11 protein-coding genes are annotated in these 18,235 nt (G+C 54.6%); 5 read left to right on the top strand and 6 right to left on the bottom strand.

Annotation, left to right across the window (positions count from 1 at the left end; all coding sequences use genetic code 11):
- Positions 1–187 precede the first annotated feature (187 nt).
- From ABJD00_RS14625 to ABJD00_RS14615, 3 genes are all read left to right on the top strand, one after another.
- Positions 188–1,420, top strand: a complete 1,233-nt coding sequence (locus tag ABJD00_RS14625) for an aconitase X (RefSeq protein ID WP_413836241.1) — start codon at positions 188–190, stop codon at positions 1,418–1,420.
- A complete protein-coding gene (locus ABJD00_RS14620; RefSeq protein ID WP_413836244.1) occupies positions 1,420–1,833 on the top strand; it encodes an aconitase X swivel domain-containing protein in 414 nt (137 codons plus the stop codon). The genes ABJD00_RS14625 and ABJD00_RS14620 overlap by 1 nt, the downstream gene beginning before the upstream one ends.
- Positions 1,834–2,024: 191 nt before the next feature.
- Complete coding sequence (locus tag ABJD00_RS14615) at positions 2,025–3,128, top strand: alpha/beta hydrolase (protein ID WP_413836246.1); 1,104 nt, start codon at positions 2,025–2,027, stop codon at positions 3,126–3,128.
- A 112-nt stretch (positions 3,129–3,240) separates the two neighbouring features.
- Here the strand turns inward: ABJD00_RS14615 and ABJD00_RS14610 are convergent, their stop codons facing one another.
- Entirely contained in the window at positions 3,241–6,534 is a 3,294-nt protein-coding gene (locus ABJD00_RS14610; RefSeq protein ID WP_413836248.1) for a calcium-binding protein, read from the bottom strand.
- A gap of 555 nt (positions 6,535–7,089) precedes the next feature.
- On the opposite strand from ABJD00_RS14610, the gene ABJD00_RS14605 reads away from it, so the two are divergent.
- Positions 7,090–9,276, top strand: a complete 2,187-nt coding sequence (locus ABJD00_RS14605) for a mechanosensitive ion channel family protein (RefSeq protein WP_413836250.1) — start codon at positions 7,090–7,092, stop codon at positions 9,274–9,276.
- 69 nt (positions 9,277–9,345) lie between these two features.
- On the opposite strand, the gene ABJD00_RS14600 is transcribed toward ABJD00_RS14605, so the two are convergent.
- The 5 genes from ABJD00_RS14600 to ABJD00_RS14580 all read right to left on the bottom strand — a co-directional run bounded on the left by ABJD00_RS14600 (position 9,346) and on the right by ABJD00_RS14580 (position 17,269).
- Entirely contained in the window at positions 9,346–11,181 is a 1,836-nt protein-coding gene (locus ABJD00_RS14600; protein WP_413836252.1) for a glycosyltransferase, read from the bottom strand.
- Positions 11,178–12,710, bottom strand: coding sequence for a hypothetical protein (locus tag ABJD00_RS14595; protein WP_413836255.1), 1,533 nt, complete (start codon positions 12,708–12,710; stop codon positions 11,178–11,180). The genes ABJD00_RS14600 and ABJD00_RS14595 overlap by 4 nt, the downstream gene beginning before the upstream one ends.
- Before the next feature lie 89 nt (positions 12,711–12,799).
- Positions 12,800–14,020: an NAD-dependent epimerase/dehydratase family protein gene (locus tag ABJD00_RS14590; RefSeq protein ID WP_413836257.1), complete on the bottom strand. Its 1,221-nt coding sequence runs from the start codon at positions 14,018–14,020 to the stop codon at positions 12,800–12,802.
- Between the two features lie 151 nt (positions 14,021–14,171).
- Positions 14,172–16,709: a response regulator gene (locus ABJD00_RS14585; protein WP_413836260.1), complete on the bottom strand. Its 2,538-nt coding sequence runs from the start codon at positions 16,707–16,709 to the stop codon at positions 14,172–14,174.
- A 44-nt stretch (positions 16,710–16,753) separates the two neighbouring features.
- Positions 16,754–17,269, bottom strand: coding sequence for a molybdopterin-dependent oxidoreductase (locus ABJD00_RS14580; RefSeq protein WP_413836262.1), 516 nt, complete (start codon positions 17,267–17,269; stop codon positions 16,754–16,756).
- A gap of 144 nt (positions 17,270–17,413) precedes the next feature.
- On the opposite strand from ABJD00_RS14580, the gene ABJD00_RS14575 reads away from it, so the two are divergent.
- Positions 17,414–18,031 (top strand): response regulator, encoded by a 618-nt coding sequence (locus tag ABJD00_RS14575; protein ID WP_413836264.1) that lies wholly within the window; start codon positions 17,414–17,416, stop codon positions 18,029–18,031.
- The last annotated feature ends 204 nt before the right edge of the window (positions 18,032–18,235 follow it).

Below are 18,235 nucleotides of genomic sequence, written 5' to 3'. Positions count from 1 at the left end.
GGTCGCCTAATTTAGGCACGGTCGGAATTTTGAAACCGCCTGTTCGCACCAAGCCCAACAACGCTCTTCTTGGGCTCCTTGCAAACAATCCACTACTGGGCATTTCATCTTCGAAGACCTGCTTCGCAGACTTGTCCGATGCAAGACCAAGCGATAGCATTTTTCAAAACCCGCTTGGGGAGACGGAATGAAACTCTCAGACAAAGAAATGGCGATGCAGGCTGGTGAGTTTGGACCGGCGTGCCAATGGGCCATCGACCACCAAACACAGGTTGGTCGAATGTTTGATGCAGGCGATATGGTTGAGGTCAGCCAAGCACATATGATGGCCGACCCGGAAAGCCTTGGGGATGCAGGTGTTTCTTTCGTCGAAGAGATTGCGCAGAATGGCACCAGAGTTGCCATTCCCATGATCACTGATCCGCGCGGAGTGGATCTGACCTACTACGAACCGCTTGGACAGACAGAAGAGATGGCCAACCTTGAACGGCGGTTCATCGCTGCATGTACAAGCATGGGCATCATGATGACCGACACCTGTATCAATTATCAGACCATTATGCCGCCCGTCCGGGGGGATCATGTGGCCTATGGCGACACTGGCGTGGTTATCTATTCGAACTCTGTATGCGGGGCCCGCTCAAACTTTGAAGGTGGACCGTCTGCCCTTGCCGCAGGGTTGACGGGTCGCACGCCGCGCTATGGCCTGCATCTGGATGAACACCGCCGTGCAACCAGACGGTTTGTGGTCGAGTCCCAGCCCAAGGATCTTATGGATTGGGGCGTGCTGGGCGCCACGATCGGTCGAAAGTCTGGCAGTTATTGGGAAGTGCCGGTGATCGAAGGGATCGACAAGCCACCAACTTCCGATGAGATCAAGCACATGGGCGCTGCCATGGCGAGCTATGGATCCACTCCGCTGTTCCATGTGGTTGGCATTACGCCCGAATGCAGCACACTGGCTGATGTAGAGGGTGAGGGGCTGACACCTGAAACTGTTACAAAGGACGACATTGCTGATCTTTATCGCCCCTTTGGGGCGAAGGGTGAAAACGTGGATGTTGTCGTGTTCGCAGCACCGCAACTCAGTCTGGTCGAAATGGGTCAGGTCGCCTCGCTTTGCGAAGGGCGACATCGATCTGAGAAGACAGACCTGATCGTGTGCACGCCAGCGCAAGTCTATGTGGATGCCAAACGTATGGGGTTCATTGATGCGATCGAAGATTTCGGGGGCAAAGTTTTGACCGGCACGTGTTTCTACCAACAATACGCCCGCGAGATCGGTGAGGCGAATGGCTGGAAACGCCTGCTCAGCAATTCTGCCAAAATCGTCAACATCCTCGGTGGTTACGGGTATCAGCCCGCGCTTGCGAGCATGGAAGACTGCGTCGCCTCAGCGGAAAAAGGACGAATTATCTGATGCCTGTGGAGTTGAAATGCCATGTTGGGATCGGCCCGACTGTGCGCGGTAAAGCATTGGTCGCGGATGACAATTTTTCTGCTCGGTATGATTTGGATCGTATCAACGGAGTGTTTTCAAGACCGCAACACAAACTGGTCGGACAAAGCTATCGCGATGTTATTCTTGTCCTGAACACCGCAAAAGGCGGCGTTGCAACAGCTTGGATGCTACATGAAATGACTGCGCGCAATATTGCACCGAAAGCAATCCTGTTTAACTCAGCAAATACAATCCTTGCACAGGGAGCAGCCCTGGCAGATTTGGCAATGTGTGACCGCTTTGTAGATGGCGATATCACACAACTTATTGAGACCGGCGATGAGGTCAAAGTTGATCCGCTAGCGGGGATCGTTACCATATTGAATAAGTAGTTGGCCTGCGTAAGAATATACTTCTAAACGAAAATCCGGCTATATTTGATCAGGCTACCAGGCTCAGTTAACAGATTTATGGCGCCAACGCAGTGTGCAAGCCGGCGGATTGTGGTTTTGGTTACCAGGCTTTCACGACCTGACAGCGAGAACGAATTATAGTAAGAGTTTGGGAAAATAAGGTTAGACGATTGAAACGTTTGAAGATCTTGGTACTTTTTGCGCTGTGCGCCTTCCTGTCGGCGTGTGGCCGACCACCGGAGCTTATCGGAATAGATAACGCGGAAGTTCCCGTTGCTTCTGTTCAAGCCGCTTCAAAACACAAGATTTTTCTCGCTTCGACGCGTCAGGCCAGTGAGACGGTAGGCGCGTTTTATTCTACGGAACGCGCGCCCGAGCTGGGCCTAGCTTCCGTGGTCGTATCCGTGCCACCAACCCATGTTGTCGGTGAGCTCAATCGACCCAAACGGTTGCCACCAGACCCGCGAACGGAATTTGCGATTATCGAGCCTACAATTTATCAAACTGACAACGCATTCGTAGCCTCCATCAACAGGCAATTAGCCATGCGACCCCGAGGAAGCCGCGATATTTTGTTCTTTGTCCACGGCTACAACAATACAACGAGCGATGCCCTTCTAAGGCTCGGACAATTCGTCGAAGATACGAATTATCAAGGTGTTGCCGTCCTGTTCGATTGGGCTTCTGCGGCTAAGTTGAGCCGTTATGTTTATGACCTGAACAGCGCCCTGATTGCGCGGCCACAGATCAACAAAATTAGCAATTTAATGTCGCGCACCAATGCCGAAGGGTACAGTGTTTTTGCCCACTCGATGGGGGGGTTTCTGATTATGGAGGCCGTCAAAGATCAGGTGGCAAAAGGCCGCTTCAACTCGGCAAACCGGATACAGAACATTATCCTAGCGTCCCCTGATATTGATATAGATCTCTTCAAAGCCCAGCTGGAGGAAATTGAGATCGGCAAAGACTTTTTATTTGTTTTGATATCCGAAGATGACAGTGCCCTTCGAACTTCCAGACGCATTGCTGGCGGAGTTCCCCGGGTCGGGGCAACTGATGCCAACCAGCTTGCGGACCTAGGTGTGGTTGCAATCGATTTGTCCAAAGTCGATGACTCTGCCTCCGGGAGCCACTCCAAATTCGCTGGATCTCCTGAAGTTGTCCAACTGCTTGGACGTGGATTGAATAATGCTGGAACTTTCAAACGCCATGCTAGGAACAGTCTTTTGGGCGAGTTCATTGCAGGCGCACCGATAACTATCGCCTTCGAATAACGATCCTGTGCGCAAAGTGCGGCAGCAATTTTGCATGCATGTGCACCATTTCGAGGTGCTGTCTTGCCCGACACTCATTGCGCCAATCCGGCAAGAGGTTCTGTACGCCGCATCAGAACATGAACGTATCCACCAACAGACCATAGTCCCCGTCCGAAAAGTCGTGGTTGGTCTGTAGGATCACACTTTGCCCGAAGCCGAGTTTCAATAGCACGTCATTATCGTCAGTCTGCGATAAGCATTTATCTTGCCACGCATCGGTGCTCCCATAGGATTCGAGCAGCAAGAAGTCAGTGAGATCAAGGCTGTCCGCCGTATCCCCATAGCAATTAAAATCCAACACGGTGTCATGATGTGAGCCATTGGCAGACAGGAAAACAAATGTGTCCACCCCTGCACCACCAGAAATCATGTTGCGGCCTGCACCAGCCTCGATCACATCATCGCCAGCGCCACCAAAGATTGTGTCGGTCCCCGCGCCACCAGAGATCGTATCCGCACCCGCGTCGCCATAAAGTGTATCATTACCTTGATCACCGTTGATTTGGTCATTGTCTGAGCCACCATGCAATTTATCGTTGCTGCTGTTGCCTGACAGGAAATCTTCTCCGCTGCCGCCTTGCAAAAGGTCTTTGCCGCGTCCGCCCAGAAGCACGTCACTGCCTTCTTCGCCGCTCAGGGTATCGTTGCCTGACCCACCATCCAACTGGTCCGCGCCGGCGCCTCCATCAAGAACGTCATTTCCGGTGCCACCATCCAACTGATCAGCATCCGCGCCCCCGTCCATTGCGTCGTTTCCAGAGCCACCGAAAAGCTGGTCTTCTCCCTCATCACCAAAAAGCTGGTCGCGACCTGCACCGCCAAACAACTGATCCGCACCCTCATTCCCCGAGAGTGTGTCATTGCCAGTTTCACCGTAAACCACATCGGCGCCGGATCCGCCCAGCGCAAGATCGTTGCCACGCCCACCATTCACCTCGTCCGTGTCTTCGCCGCCATACAAGCTGTCATTGCCAGAGCCGCCAAAGAGGTGATCGAGCCCGAAGCCGCCGAAAATCAGATCCTGACCCGCTTCCCCGTTCACTGTGTCGTCACCGATCCCACCATTGATGTCGTCGTGACGGCCTCCGCCATAAATTTCGTCGTCGCCGTCGCCACCAAAGATGACGTCATCCCATCCTTCCCCTTCCAGTTCCGCCACCACAATATCCCGCATCAACACGTGGGCGGTGGCATCTATCTCGGCGAACGGATCGTTCCCGCGCGGGTCAACCGCGCCGTCATTGTTGCCGGTTGTCTGAGCTGCCGACATGAACACAGCTTGTGCGTATTGGCCGGTTTCACCCACGTCGATCCGGTAAATTCCGCCTGATTCAGGGGTGCCTTCCTCCAGATCATGATCACCCGAATTTAGCCCGGCATAGAGATTACCCGTACCGTCCACGAAAACGGCCCCATAAGCTCCTTTGGCCATGCCGGGCAGCGTGACTCCCTCAACAAAGGTCTGTGTGATTGGGATCTCGGAAACGGTCGGTACGCCGCCGTTTTCGACATCAGCCAGATCGATGACCAGAATCTTTCCGTCTTCGCCATTTGATCGGGGCGCCACAACGCCATAGAACAGGCCAGTTTGGTGGTTGTAAGCGACGTCATAGATGTTGCTGGTACTCAAACTGGTTGGCAGCGCAAAGTTCTCTATCGCGGGGTTGCCCTGAGCATCCAGTACATTGACATCAATCTTGGTAACGCGATCCAGCGAACTGTCAAAAGTCCAAAGATTGCCTGCGTCGTCAAAGTCGCCGACGAAGTCCGCGTATTGCCCATCGCCAAGTTTGTAGATTGCACCGGTGGCATCCATCATCACCAGACTGTTCGGCGATACCGAGACACCAAGCGCGTCATTACCGTCAGCCTTTGCGTAGCCGTAGATCAAATCGTCCTGAATGTTCAGTCCGATCGCATTTACTCTGACCCCGGTCTCGGGCCCAGCGGCAGTGTAACTTTGCGTGACGGTATCAAAAATCTGCAATTGACCAGAGATCACCTGCAACAACTTGGACTGCCCCGGAGCAAAGCCAGACACAGTGATGTCTCCGTCCCCAAGATCAACCGTCTTTTCATAAGAATAGATCGGTCCGCTGGTGTCATAGATCGAGGCTGCGGGTGTGTCAGGATCAGCGGTGCGTATCGCGATCCCGGTGCCAGCGCCGATGCCCTGTACTTCGTAGGTCAGAGTACGAAACTCGCCGCTGTCCACGTCGATCTTGTCGATGACCTGATCATTCCACAGAACCTCAACGGCGCCAGATGTGAAACCACCAGCAAAGTTGGCAGCAACATCAATGCTAACTTTGTAGGTTTTTTCGGATTGTGTATCGATGACTTGAGCCATCTCGGTCTGGCCTGTTTCACTGTTCTGGGTAACAATCCAATCCGCACCCTCGAACTGTGCGACAGAAAGACCGACAGACGTGTCCTCACCTGCCAGCAAATTGTCAGGCAGTTTGTCGCCGTAGATGACATCGTTTCCTATGCCACCGTCCAGGGTGTCTTCGCCGGCGTCGCCCACGGCATAGTCATTGCCTTCGTGCAGGTTGATCTGGTCGTCTGCCGCGCCCCCATATGCGACGTCATGCCCGAGTCTGGCGTTCAGGATGTCATCGCCTTCCTCCCCACGTAACAGATCGTCTCCATCATCACCTTGCAGCAAGTCGTTGCCGGTCCCGCCGCGCAAAGCGTCTGCGCCAGCGCCGCCGTAAAGCACATCGGCTCCGGCTTCGCCCATGAGAACATCGCGCCCCGTTCCACCAAGAACCTCGTCGTTTCCGGTGCCCCCATAGAGGCTGTCATCACCATCAGATCCGTAAAGCAGATCCGTGCCGCCATCGCCGTAGGCCACATCGTTCTGCGATCCACCGTCAAGCGTGTCGTTGCCGGTCCCGCCAAAAAGTTGATCGGTATCCTGGCCGCCATGGGCGTAGTCGGCCCCCTCTTGCCCATAGATCACGTCAGAATCGCATTGGCCAAAAAGCCGATCGTTGCCCGATTGGCCATGGACCTCGTCCGTGCCAGACCCGCCCCAAATTTGGTCATCGACGCCGCCACTGCCCTGCGCTGGCGCGTTTGAAGCCAGAACGTCGCCACCAAAGAGAGCATCATCGCCAGATCCACCATAAATCCGGTCTGATCCATAGTCACCGTTGACCGTGTCATCACCGCTGCCCGCATAGGCGAGGTCCTCACCTCCGCCCAGCGACACAACGTCCGCGCCGCCCTTGCCAAACACTTTGTCCTGGCTGCCGGCAGTCGAGACAATGTCATCTCCGTCCTTGGCAAAAACGATATCCTTGCCTGCGCCGCCGTTCAGATCATCGTCTTGCGACGTACCATAAATTTTCCGTGACACCGCTCGTACCTTTTACTCGCAAACTTTGGCAAGCAATGGACGGATCATGTCCCCTCGGCATCTGCCATTAAGTCTACTGCGAGACGCAAAAGGATAGGGGGCATAGACTTTCGAAAAGATGCGGACGGAAGAATAGCCCAGATGTTTCAGCCAAGAACACGGGGCGACTGGCCAGTCGATAACCGATGGTCCAAACGAGATGGTGCGTGGAAAAGCAAAACTTTGGTCGCCTGCACCGACAAAAAACCAATCAGTAAGCCTCTCAACACGGCCTTGATCCAAACTGAAAACTGCGAGCGGTTGAAAAAGTCGAAGACAGAGAACGTGCCAATCACAAGGCCACCCGCACAAGGCCCGATCTGAAATCGCACACGAGATTAGATGTTCTGGTGCAGCCGCTTACCAACCAACCGGACTCAAAGCTTAGGATCGACACTAGAGCCATGCAAATCTCACCATCATCAGGGACTTGCGTTGGTCGAGCAAAGCGGTTTGTGTTGGTTGATTGCGCGACAAGTGTGGCATCCGGCGCAACTCAGCAGCCAGGAGTACAGAATGACACTTCAATCGACCTATCGCATCAACGTTGTGCTGCGGGCATTGGGCCTGATGCTTTTCACCCTGGTGCTTCCGCCCCCCCTGCACGCGCAGGAGGCCTCAGTTGATCTGTCCGCCGACCTGTCCGATGCCGAATTTCAGGCGATGTTGGGGCGGTTGAGCGATGAACAGGTTCGCGACATCCTGATTGCTGAATTCGCGGCCCGCAGATCTGAAGAAGCTGCGCAAAGTGAAGGTCTGCTGACCAACAGTCGTGACATCGGCGAAACCCTGACCACCAACACCGCCGCGCTCCTTGCCAAACTGCCCGAACTTGGGGCGGGGATCGGCGCGATCTTCACGCGATTGTCCGAAGCGGGCGGCATAGGACTTGCATTTCTGGCTCTTGCCATAAGCCTCGTGGCAGGCGGAATTGTCCGCCACTACTGGCGCAGGCGAGGTGCTGCACGACAGTCAGTCATCGGTGAACGCAACCTTGGCAAGGGCGCCTACGGCTCTGTGTCGACAATCGTCGATGCAATCTTCGTTCTGATCATTGCGCTTTCCGGATCAGTGGCCTTTGCCGTGACAGCCATGGCGGTGCTCTACCTTTTCTTCCACAATCCGGACATTCGCTTTTTTGTCTCCAGCTACGTGGCCGTTGTCACCGTTGTCCTGATTGTCCGATCCGTTGTAGACATCCTACTCCCCCGATCGTGGCCAATGTACCGGCTGGTCGCGCTGAGTGACGAGGCGACACGTCGCGTGCATTGGGTGGTGCTCGGGCTCTCTGGCTTGTGGATGTTCGAGACTATCACATCAGATGTTATGGCGCAGTTCGGCGCGCCCGCAGGCACTCCGGATTTGCTGACCCTGCTACTCGGCCTGTGCTGGATTAGTATGGCGCTCGTCGGGACCTACTGGATCCACCGCGCGACGATTGATCTGCTGCCACCATTGGAAGAACGTTCGTTCGTGGCCATGCTCTCGCGCAACTGGGCCGCGATAGCGGGTGTGACGTTCCTTTTGACGTGGATCCTCTTCACCGGAGGTGCGCTGGTGAGCGGTAATGTGGATGTCGTCGCCGCAAATATCTTTGCCACCATGCTCGTGTTCCTCGGGCTTTGGGTCAGCTACCGCGTTCTGGTGCATTACCTGCGTGCACAGAACATGGACAACGCCATCAAACTGGCAATCGGCAACGCCGCGAGGGCGCTTTTGTTCGCCGCTGGATTAATCATTGTCTTATCGACCTGGGGGCTTGACCCGACAACGCTAGCCGCAAGCGGATCAACCGGACGAACGCTGCAAACCGTGATCAACGTCTTTCTGACAGCGATCATTGGCTGGGCCATCTGGGACTTCTTGCGCACGATCATCGACGTTCGAGTCGCTGCCGAGAACCCGGCGGCGACTGACGAAGAGAGCGGTGACGCGGAAGGAGGCGTCGGCGCAAGTCGAACGGCCACGCTGCTGCCTCTGCTGCGCTCAACCGCCCTCGTCGTGATTGGCGTGACTTGTCTTTTTGCCGCTCTCTCCAGCCTTGGGGTAAACGTTGGCCCACTCGTGGCCGGTGCTGGCGTGATCGGACTGGCCATTGGGTTTGGCGCACAAACGCTGGTCAAGGACGTGGTGTCAGGGGTTTTCTTCCTGATCGATGACGCGTTTAGACGTGGCGAATACATCGACCTCGGATCCGTAAAAGGCACGGTCGAACGCATCTCTGTTCGCAGCCTGCAGTTGCGCCATCACCTTGGTGCCGTTCACACCATCCCCTTTGGCGACATCGCTGCTCTGACCAACTACTCGCGCGACTGGGTCATCATGAAACTGCCCCTGCGACTGACTTTTGATACGGATCCGCAACAAGTCAAAAAGATCGTCAAACGGATCGGGGCCGAGTTCATGGAGGACGAATTGGTTGGCGATGGTCTGCTGGAGCCACCCAAGTCGCAGGGTGTGATCCAGATGGAAGACAGCGCCATGATCTTGCGGGTCAAGTTCAAGGCTGTGCCCGGCAAGCAGTTCGTCATTCGCCGTGAACTACTGCACCGCATCCGGGCTGCCTTTGAAGAGGCGGGCATTCGATTTGCCAACCGCGAAGTCACCGTACGCGTGAACGAAGATGCCACGCCCACAGAGCGACAAGATGCCATCAACGCTGCGGCATCAGAAGCCGCATCAGCTGAACAACCCGCGACCTGAGGCACAAAACCTCGCGCCGTCAGAAGGCACGCATCGCGTTTTTTTGCGCTTGAGGGGCAGTCTGTATCACTAGGCGACCCGCATGGGCTTGTCTGGCACCAGATCAAGGCGGATCACACGCTCGAGGTTTTCGGCGCGGACATCGATAAGGATGCTGAGCATCGACTCGAGAGTGAAGTAAGCCCGCAGAACTCGAAAGATGAGGTATTCAGGCAAGGCGATAATTCCACGTGGTACGCCATTCAGAAGCGATGCGATAACCGCCATTATCGCAGGTGCGCCTGTCGTGACGGCAACAATGGACTGCCAAACAATCGGACTGTCAGCATTGAATGCGAGACCCCATTCAAGCCCGCCAAATATGATCAGTGGCACCAGCATCGCACGACGGGCCGAGTTGATAAGCATATATGGCAAGATCACTTTTCCACGCAGCGTTTTGCCTTCGCCATAGATGAGATCCCGGCAGCGCGAAGAGATATGGTAGATTGATCGGAACCACCGCATGCGCTGTTCGCGCATATGGCTGTATGACGATGGGACTTCGGAAACGTAGCGCAGCTTGGGATCAACAACCGAGTGAAATCCCAATTCACCAATGCGCAACGAAATGTCGGTGTCCTCTCCATTCATCCCTTCAACAAAGCCACCCAAGTAGCGCGGATGGTGGGTACGGTAGACGACAAACATGCCGGGAATACCCACAACACCATTCACCGCGCCCATGGCGACCGAATAAAAGCCGTGCTTCACCAGAACCTCGAGTAGGCGCGCACGATCAAAAAGTGCACCACCGGGTGGGACCGGAACACCGCCAACCACTCCCACACTAGGATCGGTTAAGTATGGCATAGCGCGGGAAAAGTTATCTTCACCCACCAAAGTGTCGGCATCGACCCGGACCAGGAAATCTGTCTCGCAGGCATCCAGCCCTGCGTTCAGGGCGTTGGACTTGCCCGGTTTGGGCACATTGATCACACGACCTTTTGCGGCCTTACATGCGGCCAGAGTTTCGCGCGCAATTTCTTCGGTGTCGTCGGTGGAATTGTTGTTCATGATCAGGATGTGCACTGCACCGCCATAGTGCGCGGCAGCCCGGTCCATTGCGTTGATCGTATCCTTGATGATATAGGATTCGTTGTGAGCCGGCACAATGACCGAAACGGGCGGCGTGAATTTCCGCTTTTTGGCGGTGATCACGTCATAGATGGCCAGCAGGTAAAGTTGGGCAAAGAACACCGGCAGGAACAGAAATACCCCCGGACCTATACCGCCCAGCAAAGTCCAGCTGCGCATGACCTGAACAGCTTTTAGATCGAGACGGCCAACCCAGATTGCAATCGCAGCCGCGATCGCAATCGTGATACCAAGGCGCAAAAAGGCTCGCATCTGGCTGACGGGAATGTGCTCAATCCGGATGCGAGCAGGCATAAACCCGCGTTCAAGCAGTTTGAACGAGTAGACGGCAAAGCCAAACAAGCCCGACGCAATAGCGCTAAAGTGCAGCGAGAATGACTGTCCTAGGAAATAGTGTGCCTGGGCATTCGCAAGGTCAAAGACGGCACAGCCCGCAAGGAAGGTCAAAACGAGGTCGAGACCGAAAAGGATCCGCTCCTTTGTCCCACCATTGCTAAAGGCCGCAAACGTCACAAAGAACGAGATGAGAAAGATACGGATGGCGATCGCGTGCCGGCCGGAGTGCGCAGAAAAGACGTAGTCGCGGTTGGGAAACACCTGGGAAACAAGTTCTGTGTTCACGAACCATAACTGAGCTGCGGCAATGATTGCGAAAAGCCCAAGCATCATTGGTGCTTGCCACACAGAGACTGGACCGGCAAAGCGCTTGGGTGCGCTGTCAACAGAGATGAAATTGATCTGTTCGCGTTTGTCCTCACTATCGCTCATGACGACACCTGTGGGATGTCGATTGTGGTTGGGACAATCAAAAGGGCCAGTGCCGAGCGCGGCACTTCACTGCCGGCATCTAGACGAGTGACAGTCAAACCGTCTGTGCCATGAAAAACTAACCAGCCCGTGTTTAGGAGCTGCAATTCAGGGCTGTCAGGCGTGACAACCACGATATGCGCTTTTGTGTCGCCGGGTTTGAGTGTCGCCTGTGGCGGCACGATCTCGGACAACCAATCGCTGGCCAGCGCTGCATCCAAGGCCGTAAGAGAGGTCAAGGTCGCGACTTTGATCGGATCCGTCCCAGACAACATCGCCCGTAACTCAGTGAGTGGGCCACTGTAGGTCACGTCACTGAGAACGAGTTGCGTTTCTGGCAACATCTCAGCCACCATTTCCGGCCCCCGGTCACAGAAGCCGGTATGCGGCGCGCTGCTTGTCGCGACAAACTCCATCTCATTGTGCGACATCTGCATGGCATCCGGCAGCTCAACGAGAACGCTGTAATCTGATTGCGTGCCATCAATGTGGTCCTGAAACACCAGCCGGTTGTTCAGCGTGATAGTAAAGGTCCAGCTATGCCCACCGATCAACCGACCAAAAACCATGTTTAGATCAAGGTGTGACGGTATCTTTTGGGGTCCATTTCCATCGAGGGAGTAGCGCTCCCGCCAAACGGCTTTGCGATAGAACTGGCGCACGCCGGTGTTAGCCCGTGCCAGCGTCTGGACTGGGGTGGTTTGTGGTTCGGACGCGGATGGGAAAACGGTCAACGCTGAACGCAGCCCGTCCGTTGTCAAAGCATCGCTGTTGCTTGCGCCGTCAAACACCGTCTTCACGCCGCGTTGCTTGAACTGTGTCGCTAGCACCAGCCGCCGCACTTGTTCATCGCGCTTAAGCCACGCGGGCCAGGCAACGCGCACTAGGTTGCCCCATGCGTGCACTTGATCGCGTGCACTTTCCAAAGGGCGGTCCAGCGTCAGGAAAACTGCGCTGGTCGTCTCGATTTCGACCACAGCTGGGGTGCTGTTATCTTGGGAACACTGTTTTTGGGGACCAGTGCCTTGGAGCGAAAAAGAGACGACCAGCTGGTTCCCTGCAAAATCCATTGGTGAAAGTGGAATTTGCAGGGATCTCCCCACCTCGCCTGAACGCAGCAACAATTCACCGCGTCGCGCGTTGCGGATAGAGATACGAAGCACCCCTTCCACACCGTCGAGCACTTGTGACGTTGCATTGATTTGGAGGTATCCAGACGTTGGGCGTGCGTCCACTGGCATGATGAACACAGCGCTCTGGTAGGCGGGGAAACCAGATAGAATGATAGGTTGATCAGAGTTGGCGCGCGCAAGGACCGCTTGATTGGTGCTGTCAGAGACCGACGCGGTGCGGTGCTCGAAGACCAATTGTGGGCCAGACGTGGCCTCAAGAATGTAACGTTGTCCTTTCTCAAGGATGTTCATCGTGGAAAGCAGGAGGGCGATACCTGCCAAAAGAAATCCCATGAGCCCAATGCCAATCATGCGCATGCCATTCACCAACTAATTTTTCACTACAGTAGAAACACATGTGTGAAGCCCACCTCCAAGCAGGCCTCACACACGCGTGTTACGAAGGGTTAGGCCGCTTTGCGTGCCTTTGGAGTAACCACACCGGGACGCTGATTGTCTGTGCATGTGGACACGCAAGGGATCATCTTGCGGATGCAGCGGTCGGCGTATTTTGCGGCGATCTGTTGTGTTTCATCGATCAACCCTTCGGCAAGTGTGACCGGATTCAGACCCAGAGAGAGAAAGGTCTTGTTGGACACACGCAAATCGTTTTCTGCCGCCTCGTTGCGTGGATTATCCACGTTGGCGATGGTTGCACCCGACACATCGGCCACCAGCTTGGCGAGGGTGCGCACTGTGTGCGTCTCGGTCATCTGGTTGAGGATCGCGACCTTGTCGCCTTTGGCGGGAGGGTTTTCGACAGCCAGTGCCAGACACTTGACCGTGTCCTGGATGTGAATGAAGGCGCGCGTCTGACCGCCGGTGCCGTGTACCGTGAGTGGGTGGCCAACAACTGCCTGCATCAGGAAACGATTAAGAACTGTTCCATAGTCACCGTCGTAGTCGAAACGGTTGATCAGGCGCTCATCAAGGCGCGTTTCATCGGTCTGCGTGCCCCACACAATCCCTTGGTGCAGGTCAGTGATCCGCAGGTTATCGTTCTTTGCGTAGAACTGGAACAACAGCTGATCCATGGACTTTGTCATGTGATAGACGCTGCCCGGGTTCGTCGGATAGAGAATGTCACGCTTCATGATCTGCTTGTCGTCACCGGGCACATAGACCGGCGAGTATCCCTCAGGGATTTCCAGACCGCCGTCGTCATACCCGTAGACACCCATTGTGCCGAGGTGGACAAAGTGCGGGTCCAGACCCAACTCGACAGACGCTGCCAGCAGGTTGTGTGTGCCCGAGATGTTGTTGTCGACAGTATAACGTTTCTCACCCACACCCTTCATCGAGTAGGGAGCAGCACGCTGTTCGCCAAAGTGGATGATTGTGTCAGGCTGAACTTCCGCCAACAGGTCGGTCACCGCGTCAAAGTCGCGGGCAACGTCAATGTTTTCGAATGCAATCGTGCGGCCAGTGTGCTCTTTCCATGCGGCCAAACGATCTGCCATGGATGCGATTGGAGTCAGGCTGTCTGCTCCCATTTTTGCATCAATCTCACGACGCGACATGTTGTCGACGATTGTGATGTTGTGTCCCAAGCCAGAAAGATGAAGGGCTGTTGGCCAGCCACAAAAACCGTCACCACCGACTACGATAATACTTTTTACTTGTGCCATGTCTTTGTTCCTTGTTGCGGGCCCCTCCAGGCGGCCCTGTTTTCGATGAACAAAGGATTAATAGGGATGTGCACCTGAAAGTTGCGCGCGAGGTTATAGAAAGGCGCGCGGAAGGATGCGACAGCTATCCCTTGGGATAGGCGGTCTCTTCCTATGGAGTGCCAGATTCAGGCGGAACTGCGGCAGCGATGGAATCTTCGGCCTTCTGTGCGCTCGAATCGAGAGTATTCGCCCATGCAGCCAAGTCCCCCAAAGTATCGCTGCGTGCTTCGTGCTCAAGTTCACTGAGTTTGCCTTGCAACTCGGTCTGCCCAAGCAAAGACGCTGCGCCTTTGACCTTATGGACGGCTTCCGCCAACGCCGCCTTATCCGAATGCACGGCATTGACCCTCAAGTCAGCTATGAGCGCGTTAAGTTCCGCAAAGAACGTATCAGCGACCGTGCGCACCCGAGCATGTCCAAGCATGTCGATCATTTCTGTCAGCGCTTCAGGGAATTTTGCGACATCGAGTTTACTGGGTTTTCCGGATGCCAGCTCGATGAAGATACTGCGCAACGCGTCGAGGCGGATCGGCTTGGTGTGGAAACGGTTCATACCCGCAGCAACTGCCTGTTCGCGAAACTCCTCCCGCCCGTGCGCGGTCAGACCAATAATCTGGGTTTGCGCGTTCGGACCCTGATCTGCGCGCAAGCGCTGGGTGGCCTCAATCCCGTCCATCACCGGCATGCCGATATCCATAAAGATAACGTCGAACACCGTTTCATCCGCTTTTTGGATACACTCGAGACCGTTCACCGCCTCAATGACGCTGTGTCCCATCGCAGTGAGCATGCCGCTCAGAACGCTCTGATTGATCGCGTTATCTTCGACGATCAGAACATTGCGCGTCTGTAAGGGTAGGAGTTCCTCAACACTGGGCTCTACGTGAGTATCTTCCTCTCGCGCGGCGCTCAACGTCGAAAAAGTGAGTGTGAAAGTTGATCCGGTTTCTTCACTCTGCGTCAGCGTCACATCACCGTCCATGGCCCGCGCAATCCGTCGTGAAATAGCCAGCCCAAGCCCGTCGCCTCGGTCCTGTCGTCCGGAACTGCTGGCCAGGATCTCGAAATCATCAAAGACTTGATGCTGCTTGCCCTTGGGAATGCCGATACCAGTGTCGCGAACCTCAAACCGAAGCGAGGAGGATTTGGGACCATGGATGCCACTGACTTGGAGATGCACGCCGCCTTCATCCGTGAACTTGATCGCATTGCCGATCAAATTGGTGAGGATCTGCCGGATGCGTCCGGCATCCCCGTGAAAGCGTTGCCGCATAGCCGCGTCAATCTCTAGCGTGCAAGTCAAGTTCTTTTCCTGCGCCAATGGCTCAAAAACGTCCATTAGCCCGCGCATCAAGTCGCCTAAATCAAAATCCTGAAACGACAGTTGCAGTTTGCCATTCTCAATCCGCGTGATGTCCAGCGCTTCATTCACATGTTCCAAAAGCACTTCGCTGGACGAAGTTGCAATCTGGGCATAGCGCCCTTGTTCCTCAGAGAGAGGCGTCGTCTTTAACAAATCTAGCACGCCAAGTATGCCATTCAGCGGCGTGCGCATTTCATGACTCATGACCGTAAGAAACTGTGATTTGGCCTTGTCAGTACGTTCGGCCCGATCACGCGCATCGATCAACTTCTGTTCATTGATCTTCCGCTCGCTGATGTCGCGGATATAGGCAATAAAGATCGTATCAGTACCGTTTTGGGTGGTGGTAATGTTCAGCTCAACCGGAAACTCTTCGCCGCCCTTGCGCAGCGCAGCGAGCTCAACACGGCCTGCATCAACAACACGCGGTGTGCCCGTTTCAAGATAACGTTTCATACCGTTGTGATGCGCGTCCCGCATGCGGTGTGGGATAAATGTGTCTTCCATCGTTTGGCCAACAATTTCATCCCGCTTCCAGCCGAAAATGCGCTCTGCCGAGGTGTTGAAATCAATGATCTCACCACTTTTATTGGCAGTCACAACAGCGTCCAACGAGGCCGTTACCGTTGAAGCCAGTTGTTTGGTCGAGGCGGAGAGTTCTGCATCACGGTGATCAGCCCGGCGCAATAGTCGATCCAGGACAATCATCAGAATGGCCATTAAAACGAGGAGGGCCATCGCAATGCCACCCGTGCGCGTCAGTTGGTTGGCAAACTGAGTGCGGCGCAACTCGGCCTGTTCTGCACCAAGCCGAACGCCCAACAGCGCAATATCACGGACCAACGGACGAACATCACTGACAAGTTGCTGCATTTCTGACAGCGCATCGCCCGCAAGCGGACCCGGTGCATCTGAAAGCGCAATGGCGGCGTCAGCAAAATCGTTGATTGGCTCGATTAGTAAACGCGCTTCTTCGCTGTCACCAAAGATTTCGGCTGACCGGCCCGAATTGATGATCGCAAGACGGCTGAGCGCGATATCTACTCGGAGACGAATTGTCTCTTCTGGCAAGGATTGCGTGGCGATTTGCCTACTGATGACAGCGTCCAGGTTCGCAAACTCAGTGTCAATTTGCGTGATACTCCACTGCAAATTATCCTCGGCCGCGCGCGACAGTTCCCGCAGTTGGGACGGCAGGTTTGCGGCCATCGCCGCAAGCAGGACAATGAGAACAAGAACACCCCCAAAAATCGCCAGCCGGTAGCGGTTCAAACCTGTTTTCACACGTGACCTCTTTGTCTACGGCCACTGCAAACTCATGAAGTCCGTCAATCCACGACCTTCAGACGATTCAGTTGCCAGATGCTCCATGCATACGTCGTTTCAGTTTGATACTTCGTATCCGAATCATAGGGAAACACCACCCAGTAGGGACCCTTATCGCGCACCGACATTGTTTCGCCATTCATTCGTGTGGCCAGAATGGGAGCGCCGTCTTCTACACGATTCAACGGCATATCAACTTTGTAATCATTCAAAGCGACCATTTCGACCACGCCGCTTTGTCCACTCAATTCCCCAAGCAGAGCCTTCAGAGGAACACCGGAAAACATGACCGTTCCATCTGTCCAAATGGTTGACGTTTCAAAAGTGACTTGCGGCATTGCGTCCAAGTCGGCCAACTCCAGATAGATCGGACCAGGTCCTGAAGCCACACCAGTGATTTCGAGAGCGGTCGCGGATTGTGCCTCAACCCCGGAATGCCAGCCCAGAAAAAGTGTAAACATCAAAGCACAGGCGAGCGTATAGATAGCCTTGACCATGGCTGCTCCTTTGGTTTGCATTGTGACCACCTAATCGATACGACGGAATAGGTCTTCATGGCATTGGCATAGTCACCTATACCAAAGTATATTCAGGTCATGTTTTGACCAAGTTTTTAGGTCATGTTAGGGCCATGTTAGTGACGAGCTGAGAGAGTAGAAGACATGCCAAACATTTTGATTGCTGATGACCACGATCTCGTCCGTGACACGATCGCCGCCTACTTGGAGACGGTGGACGGGTTCACCGTTTTGACTGCAGCTAATTTGCAGGACGCGATGGATAAAATGCGCGGCCTCGACGCCATCGATCTATTGATACTCGACTACCATATGCCAGGAATGAACGGCCTAGACGGGCTTGAGCAAGCACGCAAAGCCTTTCCAGCAGTGAAGGTGGCGTTAATGTCAGGCGTCGCAAGCCGTGAAGTGGCCACATCGGCCATGGCAAACGGGGTGCATGGCTTCATTCCAAAGTCACTCACCGCGGCATCTTTGGTCAATGCAATAAAATTTGTACTCTCTGGCGAGCGTTACTTCCCATTTGATTACGGTTCTAGTGAACAAAACTCAAAACCAAACAGCGCGTTTTCGGACCTTTCTGATCGCGAAATGCAGACTCTGGAACAGCTCAGCATCGGGCTGTCCAACAAGGAAATCGCGCGCAACCTTGGCGTTCAGGAAGTCACAGTAAAGCTGCACGTCAAAAATGTCTTTGCAAAGCTGGGCGTGTCGAACAGAACCCAGGCAGCATTGCTCGCCAAGGAAAATCAACTATTTTGACCCGCAACAAACGCAGCACGCCAACTTTTTGGAACTGACCCAAGTTTCGCACTCTGAACTTTTGAATGTCAGCTTTGGCGAAATGCTGGGATGTATGCGCTTCGAAAAAGCGACCCTCCATTCCAGATTTTGATAACACCAGAAAACGCCATTGCGGCGCGCGAAAACCCGTCTGCTCGTTTACCAGCATGCAGGACTCAAGTT

It is taken from the genome of Tateyamaria sp. (assembly GCF_039945315.1).
Taxonomy (GTDB): Bacteria; Pseudomonadota; Alphaproteobacteria; order Rhodobacterales; family Rhodobacteraceae; genus Tateyamaria.
This window is presented reverse-complemented; position numbering and strand designations above follow the sequence as displayed.

Coding starts and splice junctions, on each gene's coding strand:
- ABJD00_RS14595 (WP_413836255.1), bottom strand. CDS start 12,710: ATGCGCATGATTGGCATTGGGCTCATGGGATTTCTTTTGGCAGGTATC.
- ABJD00_RS14590 (WP_413836257.1), bottom strand. CDS start 14,020: ATGGCACAAGTAAAAAGTATTATCGTAGTCGGTGGTGACGGTTTTTGT.
- ABJD00_RS14625 (WP_413836241.1), top strand. CDS start 188: ATGAAACTCTCAGACAAAGAAATGGCGATGCAGGCTGGTGAGTTTGGA.
- ABJD00_RS14605 (WP_413836250.1), top strand. CDS start 7,090: ATGACACTTCAATCGACCTATCGCATCAACGTTGTGCTGCGGGCATTG.
- ABJD00_RS14575 (WP_413836264.1), top strand. CDS start 17,414: ATGCCAAACATTTTGATTGCTGATGACCACGATCTCGTCCGTGACACG.
- ABJD00_RS14620 (WP_413836244.1), top strand. CDS start 1,420: ATGCCTGTGGAGTTGAAATGCCATGTTGGGATCGGCCCGACTGTGCGC.
- ABJD00_RS14580 (WP_413836262.1), bottom strand. CDS start 17,269: ATGCAAACCAAAGGAGCAGCCATGGTCAAGGCTATCTATACGCTCGCC.
- ABJD00_RS14600 (WP_413836252.1), bottom strand. CDS start 11,181: ATGAGCGATAGTGAGGACAAACGCGAACAGATCAATTTCATCTCTGTT.